11 protein-coding genes are annotated in these 15888 nt (G+C 56.1%); 6 read left to right on the plus strand and 5 right to left on the minus strand.

Annotated elements, in window-relative coordinates; all coding sequences use genetic code 11:
• Positions 1 to 15: 15 nt before the first annotated feature.
• The 5 genes from Q3C19_RS03070 to Q3C19_RS03090 all read right to left on the minus strand — a co-directional run bounded on the left by Q3C19_RS03070 (position 16) and on the right by Q3C19_RS03090 (position 7421).
• Complete coding sequence (locus Q3C19_RS03070; RefSeq protein WP_071148427.1) at positions 16 to 1887, minus strand: DUF4980 domain-containing protein; 1872 nt, start codon at positions 1885 to 1887, stop codon at positions 16 to 18.
• Positions 1888 to 2153: 266 nt separating this feature from the next.
• On the minus strand, positions 2154 to 4511 hold the full coding sequence (locus Q3C19_RS03075) for a TonB-dependent receptor (protein WP_302727167.1): 2358 nt from the start codon (positions 4509 to 4511) through the stop codon (positions 2154 to 2156).
• Positions 4512 to 4682: 171 nt separating this feature from the next.
• On the minus strand, positions 4683 to 5036 hold the full coding sequence (locus Q3C19_RS03080) for a DUF2023 family protein (RefSeq protein ID WP_071148426.1): 354 nt from the start codon (positions 5034 to 5036) through the stop codon (positions 4683 to 4685).
• A 27-nt stretch (positions 5037 to 5063) separates the two neighbouring features.
• On the minus strand, positions 5064 to 5573 hold the full coding sequence (locus tag Q3C19_RS03085; RefSeq protein ID WP_302727169.1) for a flavodoxin: 510 nt from the start codon (positions 5571 to 5573) through the stop codon (positions 5064 to 5066).
• 285 nt (positions 5574 to 5858) lie between these two features.
• A complete protein-coding gene (locus tag Q3C19_RS03090; RefSeq protein WP_071148425.1) occupies positions 5859 to 7421 on the minus strand; it encodes an ATP-binding protein in 1563 nt (520 codons plus the stop codon).
• A gap of 220 nt (positions 7422 to 7641) precedes the next feature.
• On the opposite strand from Q3C19_RS03090, the gene Q3C19_RS03095 reads away from it, so the two are divergent.
• The 6 genes from Q3C19_RS03095 (at position 7642) to Q3C19_RS03120 (ending at position 15733) form a co-directional block, all read left to right on the plus strand.
• A complete protein-coding gene (locus Q3C19_RS03095) occupies positions 7642 to 8853 on the plus strand; it encodes a DUF1343 domain-containing protein (RefSeq protein WP_302727172.1) in 1212 nt (403 codons plus the stop codon).
• A gap of 11 nt (positions 8854 to 8864) precedes the next feature.
• Positions 8865 to 10316, plus strand: a complete 1452-nt coding sequence (locus Q3C19_RS03100; RefSeq protein WP_302727174.1) for a sodium:solute symporter — start codon at positions 8865 to 8867, stop codon at positions 10314 to 10316.
• Between the two features lie 41 nt (positions 10317 to 10357).
• Positions 10358 to 11821, plus strand: a complete 1464-nt coding sequence (locus Q3C19_RS03105) for a glycosyltransferase family A protein (protein ID WP_302727204.1) — start codon at positions 10358 to 10360, stop codon at positions 11819 to 11821.
• A gap of 180 nt (positions 11822 to 12001) precedes the next feature.
• Entirely contained in the window at positions 12002 to 12898 is an 897-nt protein-coding gene (locus Q3C19_RS03110) for a DUF4922 domain-containing protein (protein WP_302727206.1), read from the plus strand.
• Positions 12895 to 14235, plus strand: coding sequence for a SpoIID/LytB domain-containing protein (locus Q3C19_RS03115; protein ID WP_302727176.1), 1341 nt, complete (start codon positions 12895 to 12897; stop codon positions 14233 to 14235). Before Q3C19_RS03110 ends, Q3C19_RS03115 begins: the two co-directional genes overlap by 4 nt.
• A gap of 166 nt (positions 14236 to 14401) precedes the next feature.
• The gene (locus Q3C19_RS03120) at positions 14402 to 15733 is read left to right on the plus strand and encodes an AmpG family muropeptide MFS transporter (RefSeq protein WP_302727178.1); all 1332 of its coding nucleotides are present in this window, start codon (positions 14402 to 14404) and stop codon (positions 15731 to 15733) included.
• Positions 15734 to 15888: the final 155 nt, after the last annotated feature.

Raw genomic sequence — 15888 nt, forward strand, 5'->3', positions numbered from 1 at the left:
TAAGGGCTTTTAGTGTTACAATCCTAATTGATGTATCTTCAGGTTCTTCACTTCGGCCTCACCTCCCTGAGTATAGAAACGCAGGGCATTGTAGGGCTGGGTGGGGAACACAAGGTTGGTCATGGCGATGCGGCCACCGTCTACGAAGATTTCAACAGAGCACTTGTCTACGAACACATCGAGGTGATATGTCTTACCTTCGCACAACGAGAGCGGTGCCCAGGTGCCCAGAGCGAAATCGTTGATGTAGTTCACTGATTCGGTCTTGCGGTGATCGTCGGTCTCTTTGGCGTGAGGTTCTGCTTTCTCGCCGAAAGCGGTCAGTCCGCTCTGAGTACGATCCATGACGAGACGGCCGGCCTTCATGTCGAGGTAGATGTCTACCTTTTCGCCTTTATCGTTTAGCAGTTGGAAGCCTGTGGTTTGTGCTTTGCCCGGGGTGATGTCCATTTCCAGTTCGCAAGCGCCTTCGGCACCGGTAGCCAGCGGGCTGACCAGATGTTCGTCGGCCAGGGTGAAGTCGTTGACAGGTGTAGTGCCTTTGCGCAGGCCTTCGGTCTCTTTCACAGCATTGGCAGCCATGTAGATTTCACCGTCCTTGGTGTAGAGTGAAAGCTCGCGAGGCAGGGCGTTGGCACCGCGGTACTGACGGATGGGAGTTACGTTGGCATACTGCCAGTTGCTCATCCAGGGAACTGCGATGGTGCGGTCGCCGGTGTTCGAGAAGCAGACAGTGGCGTAGTGGTCCTTACCGAAGTCGAGCCACTTGGTGACGCTCTTGTCGTTGTCGCACTTGAATTCCTTGCCGTCAAACTCACCTACGAAATATTCCGTAGCACTACCGCCGAAGGGGCAACCGGGGTTGATGTTGACAATCATCACCCACTTCATGTTGTCCTTGTTGCCATCGACAGGCAGCTGTACAAAGTCGGGACATTCAAACTGGTTGGGTTGTACGCCGTAACCTTCGCCAAACTGGCTGAGGTATTCCCAGTTCTTCATGTCGGTGGACGAGTAGAAACGCATGTTCTTGTCGGCGGAAACAATCATGTACCACTTCTGTGCGGGTTCGTACCAGAAGACTTTCGGGTCGCGGAAGTCCTTCAGTCCGTCGAACGGAGTCAGGATGGGGTTCTTTTCGTACTTGGTGTAGGTGCGGCCGTTGTCGTTGCTGTAGGCCATGCACTGTATCTGTCCGTGCTCGTCGCTGGCCGAGGTGTAGAAAGCAATCATGGCGTCCTTGCCGTAGCCGGCGCTGTTATTCTTGTCAACCACGGAGCTACCCGAGAAGATGTGTCCCAGCGTGTCGCGTGCGATGGCCGGGTCGAGGTGTTCCCAGTGGATGAGGTCGCGGCTGACGGAGTGTCCCCAGTGCATGTTGCCCCACTTCGATCCGTAGGGGTTGTACTGGAAATACAGGTGATATTCGCCGTCTTTGTAGACCAGACCGTTGGCGTCGTTCATCCAGCCATAAAGCGGCGTGTGGTGATAAACGGGACGGTAATAATCGGTATTGGTAGTATCGAAAGTGTCGGCCAGGCGGATGCTATCCCAGCAGATGGCGTTAGCGGCCACGCGACCAATGGTTACAGTGGCTTCTTTGGCTCCCTGCGGCAAGGCGAAAGGCACGTAATACTCCACGCTGTCTACAGCCAGACGCACGTCCATCGCCATGTCGGCCGGACTGCCGGTATCGAGTTTCACCTTACCCTCGGCACACGATTCCTGAATGGGGAGGATGAGGTATTTCTTGGGATTGCTGATGTGAACGATGGTGAGTGTATCGCCCTGATGTTCGAGGCGGATACCGTTGTTCTGCGGCTGGCAGGCGCTGAGTGCGGCAACCGTTGCCAAAGCCATTGTCAGATGATTGAAATTAAGTTTCATGGTTGCAATATCTGTTTTATACGTTTAAAGATACGAATTAAAATGTTATCCGAAAACAATCTATCTGCCTTTTATAAATTAAAGTGAAGGAGCCACCAGATGAAAGAATTGTAGAGGTGTTTCTATCGGTTGTTCCCCGAAGGGAAGTATCAGGAATCAGGAAGCCTAACCTATTGCTTCGTCTCCCGTCGCAGGAGGAATGATTCATTTAAAAGACGGTCTGTGTGTCTCCTTCACTTTCCGGCTTCCCGATTCCTTTTAGGGTTTCAGAACTTCAGGCTGGCGCTGAATTCTACGGTGAACGGACGGATGTAGCTACCTGCCATCACGTGTCCGGCATACTGTCCGGCATCTTCCTTTTCGATAAGTTCGGCACCGGCAATGCTGCCTTTAGCACCTGTCTGGTTCAGGAAGTTGACTACGGTGCAACCTAAGGCCAGTTTCTTGTTCACCTGCCAGTTCAGTCCGCCAAAGGTTTCCCAGCGGCCGTTGAAGTAGTAGGCGTCGTTGATGTTGGCGTATGTCTTGCTGAAGTAACGGAAGCTGGTCCAGATCTTCAGGTCTTTGGTGATCATGTAGCTGGGGTCGATTTCGACGATGACCTGTGGAATCTCGGCTACGATGTTGCCGGTAGCGTTGATCTGACCTACATAGCCGTCGGAGAAGGTGACGGAAGTCTCGTACTTCTTATAGGTCGGCTTCTGGTAGGTGAAGAGGAAGTGGAAATCAAATCCCTTGAACGGATGGGTTACCACGTCGGTAGTCCAACCCAGCGTTTTGATGTCGTAAGTCAGCGGAGCGGCCATGATTTCGGTCTGACCGGCGGCTGTCTTGTGTTGCAGGTTCAGCGTAGAGTTGTTGTTGGTCTTCGAGATGTAAGAGAACAGTGAAGTCAAGCTCAACCACTCGTTGTTGTAGTAGATACCGGCACGTCCCAGGGGAACGGAAATCTTGTCGGTATTGGGCAGTGTGGCGGGAGCAAAGTTCTCGATCTTCGGGTGCTGGGTGATGTAAGTGAAGTCACCTGTCAGTCCGAACTGTCCGGTCAGCTTATAAGTAGCGGCGGCAGTCAGGGCGTAGTTCAGCCAGTCGTAGCTCATGGGCGTGGGGGCAATCTTGGTGCCGTCGGCAGCAGTAGCGCCCAGGTAATAGTCGGCGAAACGGCCTACGTAGTTACCCTCGGCATTCTTCACGGCTGCATTGTCGCCACGCAGGGCCTGATATTCCAGACGGGCACCGTAGTACAGGTTCAGCTGGTCGGTTACGTCCCAGTCGTGGGTGAAGTAAAGGGCTATCTTGTTTTCGTGTCCCTTGTAATATTCGGATGCATTCTTGTTGAAGTCGTAGTAGTAACCGTTTCCGGCATAGGTGCGGTCGGCGTAGGTAGCATAGTCGGCATTGTAGAGGCGTACGGGGTAGCTACCGTCGGTAGGTACAGACTGGTCATACATGGTAGTGGCCGATGCGTAGTCGATGTCGTAGTACCACTCGTTCAGTCCCAGGCGCCAAGTGCTGTTACCAGCTTTGCGCGACAGCTCGGTGGTGAACATGAAGGAGTCGATGAAGCCGCGGTTCAGACACGACATACGGCTTTGTACGTAGTCGCCAGTATAGGGTTTCATGCTACCGTCGGCTGCTTCGTACAGGTAGTTGATGCCTGCTTCGTTCTGGTCGAGCGACATCGGAGTCTGATAGACGCACGAACCGGTGGAGTGGTCGTACTTCATGATGGTCTTCCAGTTCAGGCCGTTGTCCCAAGTGTAGTTGTTCATCAGGGTAAATTCGCTGCCTTTATTCTGCACGGCGTCGTAGAGGTTGGTCTTGCAGACTTCTCCGGTACGCATGTCGCGGTATACCATTTCGTTGTCCATCGGCAGGTAAGAGGTAGTTCCGAGGGCAAACTGGCCGAACTCCTTCACACTACCGTCGCCCACGTAGACGAAGGGAGCCGACTGAGTGGCGTACATGTAGACGGGATGGCTGTTGCTGTAGTGATAGATGGCAGTCAGTTCGCCGCGTCCTTCGTTGTACTTCTTGGTGAGGGCGAACTTATAGATCTGTGTGCGGTCCTGGAAAGGAGTCGATTTGATTTTGAACGTTCCCGGGTCGAAGTCCTGATAGATGCTTCCGCTGTAGTACCAGTCTTTGGCGATGTCGCCGTTCAGGTTGAGCGAGAACTCCTGCATACCGAAGTGGTTGCTCTTATAGTTAAGTGTTCCGTTGAATCCTTTTTGTCCGAGTTGGGTGAAAGAGTTGACGGCGTAACCGATGTTACCAGTCGTGATGGCCGTTTCCGAGATTTTCAGCAGTCCCACGTGGCTCAGGCTGGCATCGGCGCGCCACAGAGAGTTGACGGAGTGCGGGTTGGTGGCATAAGTGACGGGGATACCGTTTTCCAGTACGTTGACGTCGGCCGAGGGGAGTCCGATCTGGATTTCGCGCGGGCCGTTGGCACTGGCGGCATTCAGCATGACGTTACGGTTACCTTCTTCTTTACTGTTCGAAGAATCATCGTTCTTGGAGGAAGCATTCTGTTCCTGCGCCAGCGCGCTTCCACATGTCAGAGCCAGAAGCACTGCGGCTGTACCGGCCTGTCGGAAAATTTGTTTCATACCTTTTTTCATGGTATCTGAATTTAGTTGTTAAACGAAAGTATTTCTTGTTTTCAAACGCTGGGCAAATGTAGGCATTGCATACTTCCGGGTATGAAACAGATGTTTCGGATGCTGACAAAAATGTTGCATGAAACATTTGTCGCAACAGATGTAACATGCGTTATAGTGCATCCAGGAGGCTCAGAGGCGGGATTTACGGGCGCAGTAGCGCTTGCACTGCGCACAAAGGTCGTATCCCAACATGGCACCCAGGATGAAGTCTTCCTCGGGCGTCAGCCGGTTCAGCGGTTTATCGACCATGCAGGCAATGGCATGGATGCATTCGGGTTTGCCGAAGAACAGATTAATCTTCGATTCGTCAACCGGGCGTACCAGATAGGCAATGTGCTGGCTTTGCAAGCGCGCCACAGCAAAGGCCTCGTACCGCCGGTTGACGGTATAAAGCACCATCTGGCGCACGCCTTTCTTGAACTCGTAAACGTGGTTGAGAAAAACCTTCAGATCACCGGGGTGCATGTCGGGAGAGAGAGTCATATAAGTACTACAGGGTAAAGAGAACAATTAATCCAGAAGAGGCCTCAAGGTGGCAATCCAGTCGTCGATGCGCTGCGGGGTGCGGTCGCTCTCGTTCACCTCGTCGAGGGCCAGGCCTACAAAGTTACCGTCGACCACTGCAACGGACGAGGAAAACATGTAACCGTCGGCACTGACACCGCCCCCGATGAAGTGGCATCCGCTACCTTTCAGACCTTCGTACAAGAGGCCCATCGCGTCGCAGAACGTGTCGGCATACGATTCCGAATCGCCACAGCCGAACAGGGCCACATCCTTGCCCGTCAGGTCGGACGAATTCAGCACCCGGATGCCGTCGTACCAGTCGTCTTGCAGTTCGCCGTCACCCCAGGTCGAGGTGCCCAGCAGCAGTACGTCGTATCGGGCCACGAGATCGGCCGAAAGCCGGTCAGCGCTATGCACATCGCACTTGTCCACACCCAGCCGGTCGGCAATCATGCCGGCCAGCTCTTCACAGGTTCCGGTACTGGAACCATAAAAAATTCCGATTCTTTTCATTGCAACTAACAGTTTTTGATTGTCCGTTGCAAAGTAAAGGCTTTGGCCGAAGCTGTGAAATACCCAGAAATAGGCTTTCTGAAGCTGCCGTCTACCTACATGAAGTTAGCTTTTCAGGGGGATGCGTGAGGGACGTTTGAGCGGCGCAAGTGTCGCTTGCGAACAACACAAGTGTGGCTCGCGAGCCGTACAAGTGTCCCACAAATGAAATGCAAGTGTCCCACACGAGCCGTACAAGCGTCGCTCGGCGGGGCAGAAAAAGGGTGTCTGAACAGGTGGCGGAGGTCAGCGCACTTCCCAGTCGCTGATGGTGCCCGTCTCGGACGAGAAGGCGGCGCCAATCTTAAATACCCGGCGCGGATCGGCCGAATACTCCAGGGCATAGCCTTTCGAGTCGATCTGGCGCATAGCCTCGGCGGCGGTGCCGTCCAGCTTGAACTCGAATACATAAATGAACATCGGCGTCTGCACCACGCAATCTACACGACCCTGGCTCTGCACCTTCTCCACATAGACGGTGTAAACGCTGATCAGACGCATCAGCAGGTAGAAGGTATATTGGAAGTAGCGTTCGCGCTCGGCCTCGTCGTCTTTCCGGCGCATGGTGTAGGGAATGCTGGCCAGAAAAGATGTGAACAGAGTGCGGAGGCGTTCCGTATCGCCGTCTTCCATGGCCAGTACCACATCGCCGGTCCAGCCCTCGACACGTTGTTTGGGCTTCAGGTACGAGGTGGCCAGCATGGTCAGGAAACCGTCTTTCACCTCGTTGTTGGGGAAGTCGAGCAAGAAGCGGTTCAGGCGCATGTCATAGCCTTTGATGGTCAGGTAGCCGCTCTGGTATATCATCGGCAGGGGGCGCTCCACATCGGCCTTGTAGTCGATGAACTCTTCGGGGCGGTAGTATTTGCCCGTCAGTTCGTTCAGGTTCTCGTTGAAGTGGGCCAACAGGCGGATGAGGTAAGTGGGGGTGCCCGAACGGAACCAGTAGTTGTCCAGACTCTTTTTGCTGAAAGCGTTGAGCAGACTAAAGGGGTTGTACACGTCCGTCAGACCTTTGCTGAAGTGATAGCCATCGTACTGTTGTTTTAGCCGCTGCTTCATATCATCGGGCGCACAACCGTAATCAGCCGCCATAGCAGCAATAGATTCGGCAAAGTATCGCTCCAGTTCTTCCTGCGTGATGCCGCACAACGCTTCGTAACGGACATCCATACTGATGTCATCGGGTTGGTTGAAACCGCTGAACACACTGACCTGCGAAAACTTGGTAACACCTGTCAGCAGCACAAACTGCAAGTAACTGTCGGCCGCCTTGAATACGGAGTAGAAACCTTTCAGCACATTGCGGTGACGGTCTTCCAGCGTAGTGTCGGCATCGAGCACATCCAGTATCGGCTTATCGTACTCGTCAATCAGCACCACGCAGCGGCGCCCCGTCTGTTCGTGGGCTGCTTCGAGCACACGGGCAAAACGGTTGCCCACGCTCACATCGCTTTCGGGCTGCACGCCGTACTTCTTTTCCCATCGGGACACGTAACTCTGCAATATGGCCTCCAGTTCGCCGGGATTGAAGAAATTTCCCCCGTTGAAGTCCACGTGGAACACCGGATACACTTCCCAATCCGTTTCCAGCCGTTCGATGGCCAGTCCGCGAAACAGTTCCTTGCGTCCCTCGAAATACTTCTCTAATGTCGATATCAGCAGACTCTTGCCGAAACGGCGCGGACGGCTCAGAAAGTAAATCTTGCCTTCGTGCGTCAGGTTGTAAATCAGTTCGGTCTTGTCCACATAAACAAATCCGCCTTCGACAATCTGGTCAAAGCTCTGCATTCCGATAGGGTATTTCATAACGGCGTTCCTCCTATTGTTTATCATTCGAGGCAAAGATAGCGAAAGGTGAGCACAGAAGCAAGACAAAAGCTTGCTTTTGGCAGGATATTACCAAACCGCATCCTATCTTTATTAATAGAAAGATAAACAAATTATACGAAGATTGATGCAGGCCGCAAAAGACAAAACTTGAAAAATAACATTATCTTTGTGGGCACAACCAGGTCTTACTGAAAAAATGAAACAGAAAAACATACCTCACCGACAAACCGCAAGTATAAAAACCCTGACCGCCCTCTGCTGTCTGCTCCTGCTCACAGTCTGCCTGCCCGTCCGGGCACAAGGCGAACGGATTATACTCGGCAACGAACGAACCTCCGAATACTACCCCCTGCTGCGGGGAAAACGTGTCGCCCTCTTCGGCAACCATACCAGCCTGCGCGGCAACCAGCATCTGTTGGACTGCCTGCTGGCGGACAGCATCCGCGTAGTGGCCGTCTTCTCGCCCGAACACGGTTTCCGCGGCAATGCCGACGCAGGCGAAAAGGTAGGCAGCAGCGTGGACAGCCGCACGGGTGTCCCCATCCTCTCCCTATACGACGGTAAGGACAAGCGCCCCTCGGCAACCTCGATGAAGAAGTTCGACGTGCTGCTGGCCGACATTCAGGACGTGGGTCTGCGCTTCTATACCTATTACATCACCCTGTGCCGCCTGATGGACGCCTGTGCCGAATATGGCAAATCCGTCATCGTGCTGGACCGTCCCAATCCGAACGGCCACTACGTCGATGGTCCCCTGCTCGACATGAAGTACAAAAGTGGTGTAGGCTGGCTGCCTATTCCCGTGGTACACGGCATGACACTGGGCGAACTGGCCCGGATGGTGAACGGTGAAGGCTGGCTGCCCGCCGGGCGAACCTGCCGTCTGACCGTAGTGCCCTGCCTGAACTACACCCACCAGACACGTTACGACCTGCCCGTACCGCCCTCGCCCAATCTGCCCAATATGAAAGCCATTTACCTCTACCCCTCGCTCTGCCCGTTCGAGGGGACGGTGGTCAGTCTGGGTCGCGGAACAGACAAACCTTTCCAGATATACGGGCACCCCAATATGAAAGGCTATTCCTACAGCTTCACCCCGCGCAGCGTGCCCGGTGCCAAGAATCCGCCCCTGCTGGGCAAACGGTGCCACGGCGCAGATCTGAGCGGAAAGGGCGACGAAGAACTCCGCTGCGAAGGCCTCAACCTGACCTACGTCATCGATGCCTATCGCAACCTGAACATCGGCGACCGCTTCTTCACCTCCTTCTTCGAACTGCTGATGGGTACCTCCTACGTGCGCCAGATGATCAAGGAAGGCCGCAGTGCCGAAGAAATCAGAGCACGCTGGATGCCCGACGTGGAACGGTTCAAGGAGCAACGCCGACCCTATCTATTGTATAACGAATAAACACTACACACATGTCTCCCCTATCTGTTCTGCTTACCCTCGCCGCCTATTTTGTCATCCTCTTCACCGTCTCCTACCTGGCGGGACGCAAAGCCGACAATGCGGGCTTTTTCACCGGAAACCGCCGTTCGTCGTGGCCAGTAGTGGCGTTTGCCATGATCGGCGCCAGCATATCGGGCGTCACCTACGTCTCCGTGCCCGGCATGGTGAAGGACAGCGGCTTCGGCTACCTTCAGATGGTGTTGGGGTTCATTGCGGGGCAGTTCATCATAGCCTTCGTGCTCACGCCGCTGTTCTATCGTCTGAATCTCGTTTCGGTCTATGAATACCTGGAGAGTCGCTTCGGACGGGCATCCTACCGCACGGGGGCGTGGTTCTTCTTCCTTTCGAAGATGCTGGGAGCTGCCGTGCGTCTGATGCTGGTCTGCATCACCCTGCAATTGCTCGTCTTTGGTCCCTGCGGGCTGCCCTTCGTGCTGAATGCCGCCCTGACCGTGGCATTGGTGTGGCTCTACACCTGGCGCGGAGGCGTGAAGTCGCTCATCTGGACCGACTCGCTGAAGACGCTCTGTCTGATTGTGTCCGTCGTGCTCTGCATCGGCTACATGGCTTCAGGGCTCGGGCTCACGCTGGATGGGGCTGCGGAAGCCGTCATGTCCAGCGAGATGTCGCGCATCTTCTTCTTCGACGACCCGAACAACCGCCAATACTTCTTCAAGCAATTTCTGGCAGGTGTATTCACCACCATCGCCATGAACGGGCTGGACCAGGACATGATGCAACGCAACCTGAGCTGCCGCAACTCGCGCGAGTCGCAGAAGAACCTGCTGACCAGCGCCGTGCTGCAGTTCTTCGTCATCCTGCTGTTCCTGATGCTGGGCGTGCTGCTCTACCTCTTTGCCGAAAGTCGCGGCATCCGGGTGGAGAAGAGCGACGAACTGTTTCCGCTGATTGCCACCGGCGGCTACCTGCCCGTCGTGGTGGGCATCCTCTTCATCGTGGGACTTACCGCATCGGCCTATTCGGCGGCGGGCTCGGCACTGACGGCACTCACCACTTCGTTCACGGTAGACATCCTGGGCATCAAGGGCAAGACCGAAGCCGAAGTCGCCCGCCTGCGCCGCAGGGTACACGCAGGCATGGCGGTGCTGATGGGCATCGTCATCGTGGCCATCAACCTGCTGAACAATACCAGCGTCATCAACGCTGTCTATACATTGGCCAGTTATACTTACGGACCCATCCTCGGTCTGTTCGCCTTCGGCATCTTCTGCCGACGCAGGGTGCGCGACCGCTACATCCCGCTGGTGGCTCTTGCCTCGCCCGCACTGTGCTACGTGTTGCAGCGCAATTCCGAAACGTGGTTCGGCGGCTACCAGTTCAGCTACGAACTGCTGATATTCAATGCGCTGTTCACCTGCCTGGGGCTGTGGATGGTGAGCCTGCCCCGAAAGAACGTATAAAGAATAATCCATTATCCACCATATTTTACTTATTACAGATTATGAACATCGATTGCTACCTCCTTAGTACAGGAAACAAAGACATAGAACAGACCGTCAGCGGCCTGAAGGCCACAGGACAGGTCGCACAAATCAACCTCATCGGGCCCAAAGTACCCGCGAACCTGGGGAACGGTTACGGCGTTCTGGAAACAGAAGCTCCTTTCAGCAGCCAGGTGATGCAAACCATCGCCCAAAGCGCACAGGCACCCTACACGCTGCTCTACACCAAGGGCACCGCCCTCTGCCTGGGCATGTTCGCCCTGGAGCGTATGATACGCATTCTGGAAGACAGCGGAGCGGGCATGGTCTATGCCGACCATTACCAACTGAAGGAAGGCCGCCGACAGACAGCTCCCGTCATCGACTACCAGCCGGGATCGCTGCGCGATGACTTCGACTTCGGCTCCGTCCTGCTGCTGCGCACCGACGCGCTGAAGGAAGCTGCCGACCGCATGACGTCCGACTATCGCTACGCCGGCCTGTACGACCTGCGCCTCAAGCTGTCGCAACATCATCAGCTGGTACACATCAACGAATACCTTTACACGGAAGTGGAGACCGACACCCGCCTGAGCGGCGAGAAGCAATTTGACTACGTTGACCCACGCAACCGCGACCGCCAGATTGAGATGGAGGCTGCCTGCACCGAACACCTGAAGGAGGTGGGTGCCTATCTGAAGCCAGAGTTCGAGTCCGTGGCCTTCGATGCCGGCGACTTCGAGTACGAAGCATCGGTCATCATCCCCGTGCGCAACCGTGTCCGCACCATCCGCGACGCCATCCGCTCGGTACTGTCACAGCAAGCAGACTTCCGCTTCAACCTGATTGTCATCGACAACCACTCCACCGACGGCACCACCGAGGCCATCGACGAATTTGCAGGCGATCCGCGCCTCATCCACCTCGTGCCCGACCGCGACGACCTGGGCATCGGCGGCTGCTGGAACGTGGGTGTGCACCATCCCCAGTGCGGTAAGTTCGCCATTCAGCTGGACAGCGACGACGTCTACAAGGACGAACACACGCTCTCGACCCTCGTGCGCGCCTTCTACGAGCAACAGTGCGCCATGGTGGTGGGCACGTACCTGATGACCGACTTCCAGATGAACCCCATCCCGCCCGGCATCATCGACCACCGCGAGTGGACGCCCGACAATGGCCGCAACAACGCCCTGCGCATCAACGGCTTGGGAGCGCCCCGCGCCTTTTACACGCCCGTGCTGCGAGCGATAAAGGTGCCCAACACCAGCTATGGCGAGGACTATGCCCTGGGACTCGCCTTCTCGCGCCGCTACCGCATAGGCCGCGTTTACGACGTGGTCTATCTGTGCCGCCGCTGGGAGGGCAATTCCGATGCCGCCCTCGACATTGCGAAGCAAAACGCCAACAACCTCTACAAAGACCGCATCCGCACTTGGGAACTACAGGCGCGCATCGCACTGAACAGACAGCGGAAAGCCTGAAAAATGCCGCGCTTGCAGAACGTCCGAGCAACACTTGTGTCGAACACGAGCCACACAAGTGTGGCTCGCGAGCCGTGCAAGTGTCCCACAAATGAAATGCAAGTGTCCCACACGGGGCATTCGGGCATTTGATCAAACAACTATAAATCAATAAATTAAGAAATACACTTCATGAGCACTCTGAACGAAAACATACGCCTGCTGACCGAGCAGCAACTTGCCACCTGGGAGACCGCCCGCCGCAACTACGAGGCCCTTGCCCACGTGCAGCTGAAGGAGGTGGACGTGCGGGGCGTGCGCTACCGGGTGCAGTTCAACCCTGCGCGCATCGTTTCGTCGGCCGCACGGGTGGACGACCGCTCGCTGCGCGAACGCCGCTGCTTCCTCTGTCCCGCCAATCGTCCGTCCGAGCAGCAAGGCATCCCCTTCCGCGGGCACTACCAGCTGTTGCTGAACCCCTTCCCTATCTTCCCCCGCCACCTGACCATCGTAGAGGACGAGCACACGCCCCAGCGCATAGCCACGCGGGTGGACGACATGCTGGAACTGGCCCGACTGCTGACGGACTACACCGTCTTCTACAACGGCCCCCGCTGCGGCGCCTCCGCCCCCGACCATGCCCACTTCCAGGCAGGCAGTCGCAGCTTCATGCCCATCGAAAGCCAGTGGCGCACACTGGGACAGACGCAGATAGACACCTGCAGCACAGCCCGGCTGCTACGGCTCGACGACGCACCGCGCCACACGCTGGTCATCACTTCGCCTTCGGCCACGGATGCCGAACAGCTGTTCCGCCGCGTATACGACGCCCTGCCCGTCGCCCCCGGCGAAGACGAACCGATGCTGAACCTGCTGGCACTGTACGAGCCCGCCGGATGGACGCTTTTCGTCTTCCCCCGCCGCAAGCACCGCCCCTCGTGCTACTTTGCCGAAGGCGATGCCCGCCTGCTGTGCAGTCCCGCGTCGGTCGATCTGGGCGGCGTATTCATCCTGCCGCGCGAAGAAGATTTCCTCCGCATCGGCAGCCACGAGATAGAAGAAATGTTGAACGAAGTTTGTTGGGAGGGAACCTTATGATAGAGCCACACATTACACACGAACCCATAATCGAAGTCGGCATCGTGTCCGGCACCGAAATCCATTTCAACCTCTCCACGCACTACCGCCTGACGGGGACTTACGTCGGCGGCTGCGTGGTCTATTCCTGCTACGTGCAGGGTCCGCAAACCGTCCGCTACGCCGACGGGCAAATCGGCTGGCAGAACAAGACCTTCGACACCCTGATGCTGCAACCCGCCGAGTCGGCAGACAGCACTTTCGAGCTCCAGGAAGTCACCATCGGCATCGACTTCCACTGGCAACGACGCGAAAACCAGACCTTTGGCGGCCTGCTGAAATTCGTCATCGAGGACGAACGCCTCACCGCCGTCAACGTCCTCCCCCTAGAAGACTACCTCGTAAGCGTCATCTCCAGCGAAATGAGTGCCCACGCCTCGGAAGAACTGCTGAAGGCGCATGCGGTGATTTCGAGGAGTTGGGCGCTGGCGCAGATGTTCCCTTCCCCCCTCTCCTTGGGAGAGGGGTCGGGGGTGAGGCATCACACGCTCTACCACGTCTGCGCCGACGACCACTGCCAGCGCTACCAGGGACTGACGCGACCCATCACCGAAAAGGCGCGGCAAGCTGTAGCCGACACACGCGGACAGGTGCTGACCAGCGGAGGACGCTTGTGCGACACCCGCTACTCCAAGTGCTGCGGCGGCGCGTTCGAGGAGTTTCAGTACTGTTGGGAAGACACGCCCCAGCCCTACCTGCGCAAACAACGCGACTGGCGCGTGCCTCAGGGCGATACGACGGTGCCCGCCCCCGACCTGCCCGACCTCACCGTGGAGGCCGAAGCCGAACGCTGGATTCGGTCCACGCCCGATGCCTTCTGCCACACCACCGACCAGCACATCCTGAAGCAGGTGCTCAACCACTACGACCAAGAAACGACTGACTTCTACCGCTGGCGGGTGGAATACACGCAAGAGGAGCTTTCGGCCCTCATCCAACGCCGCTCAGGGGTAGACTACGGGCAGATCATCGACCTCGTCCCCATAGCCCGCGGCACCAGCGGACGCATCTGGCAACTGAAGATTGTGGGCACGCAGCAGACGCGCATCATCGGCAAGGAACTGGTGATACGGCGCACGCTTTCGCCCTCGCACCTCTACAGTTCGGCGTTTATCGTCGATCGCGAAGACCTGTCGCCCGAAGGCATCCCCGCCCGCTTCATCCTGACCGGAGCCGGATGGGGGCACGGCGTAGGTCTCTGCCAGATAGGTGCCGCCGTGATGGGAGAGCAAGGCTACAAGTACGACGAGATACTGAAGCATTATTATGTGGGGACGGAGATAGAGAATATTTATTAAAAGAAGCCTCACCCCTAACCCCTCTCCCAAGGAGAGGGGAATTAGGATAGAATACTTATAGAGAGAAAGCGACCATAAACAAGAATAAAAAATGCACCTACTCCTCCCCTTCTATTTGGAAGAGAGGAATTAAAATAGAATACATATATAGAAAGAAAGAACAACTATGAGCAATAACAAAAAACACACACCCACTCCCCCCCTCTCCTTGGGAGAGGGGTCGGGGGTGAGGCCCCACAAGCCCTGGCTATGGATCCCCACCCTCTACTTTGCCGAAGGGCTGCCATACGTAGCTGTGATGACCTTGGCCGTCATCCTGTACAAGCGGCTGGGACTTAGCAACACGGAAATTGCCCTCTACACCTCGTGGCTCTACCTGCCCTGGACCATCAAGCCGCTGTGGAGCCCCTTTGTGGACCTCATCAAGACCAAACGCTGGTGGATAACCACCATGCAGGCATTGATAGCTGCCTCGATGGCGGGCATCGCCTTTTTCATCCCCACCGACCATTATGTACAGGCTACACTGGCCTGCTTCTGGCTGATGGCCTTCGGCTCGGCCACGCACGACATTGCCGCCGACGGCTTCTACATGCTGGGACTGACCACGGGCGAACAGTCGTTCTTCGTGGGCATCCGCAACACGTTCTACCGCCTGGCCAATATCTTCGGGCAAGGCATCCTGGTGATGCTGGCCGGATGGCTGGAAACATCGGGCGGGAACATTCCACTGGCATGGAGCCTGACGTTCTACTTCATGGCGGGTCTGTTCATTGCGATTACCCTGTACCACCGCTTCGTCCTGCCCCGCCCCGACACCGACGTACGCCGTCCCGAACTTTCGGCCGGCAAGCTGCTGAAGGACTTTGTGCAGACATTCGTCAGTTTCTTTCGCAAGAAGCACATCGGTCTGATGTTTTTCTTCCTGCTGACCTATCGCTTGGGCGAGTCGCAACTGGTCAAGATAGCTTCGCCCTTCCTGCTGGACAGTCGCGAGGCAGGTGGCTTAGGACTGGACACAGCCTCCGTGGGTATGATATACGGCACACTGGGTGTGGCGGCGTTGCTGGTTGGCGGTATAGTCAGCGGACTGCTGGTGTCGCGCCACGGTTTTCGTCGCTGGCTGCTGCCCATGGCACTGGCCATCAACCTGCCCGACCTGCTTTACGTCTGGCTGGCCGTTGCTACGCCCGACAGCGCATGGGTCACGGCACTTTGCGTAGCCGTGGAGCAACTAGGTTACGGCTTCGGCTTCACCGCCTATACGCTATACCTTATATATATAGCCGAAGGCGAACACAAGACGGCACACTATGCCATCGGCACCGGCTTCATGGCGCTGGGCATGATGCTGCCCGGGATGCCCGCCGGCTGGCTGCAGGAAACGATGGGCTACTCCACCTTCTTCGTGTGGGTTTGCCTCTGCACCGTACCGGGCATCGTAGCGGCACTGCTGGTGAGAAAACAGATAGAACCGGAATTTGGGAAAAGACAGTAAATTTTAAGTTTTTGAGTTTTTTAGTTTATGAGTTTATAAGTTTTGAGTGGGTATGATGCGCTACTTATAACGGTAGAACTCATAAACTTAAAAACTCACCAACTTAAAAAACTTATGAACTCATAAACTAAAAAACTTAAAAACTTAAAAACTAA

This window comes from Bacteroides sp. ET489, assembly GCF_030518095.1.
Classification (GTDB): Bacteria; Bacteroidota; Bacteroidia; order Bacteroidales; family Bacteroidaceae; genus Bacteroides; species Bacteroides ndongoniae.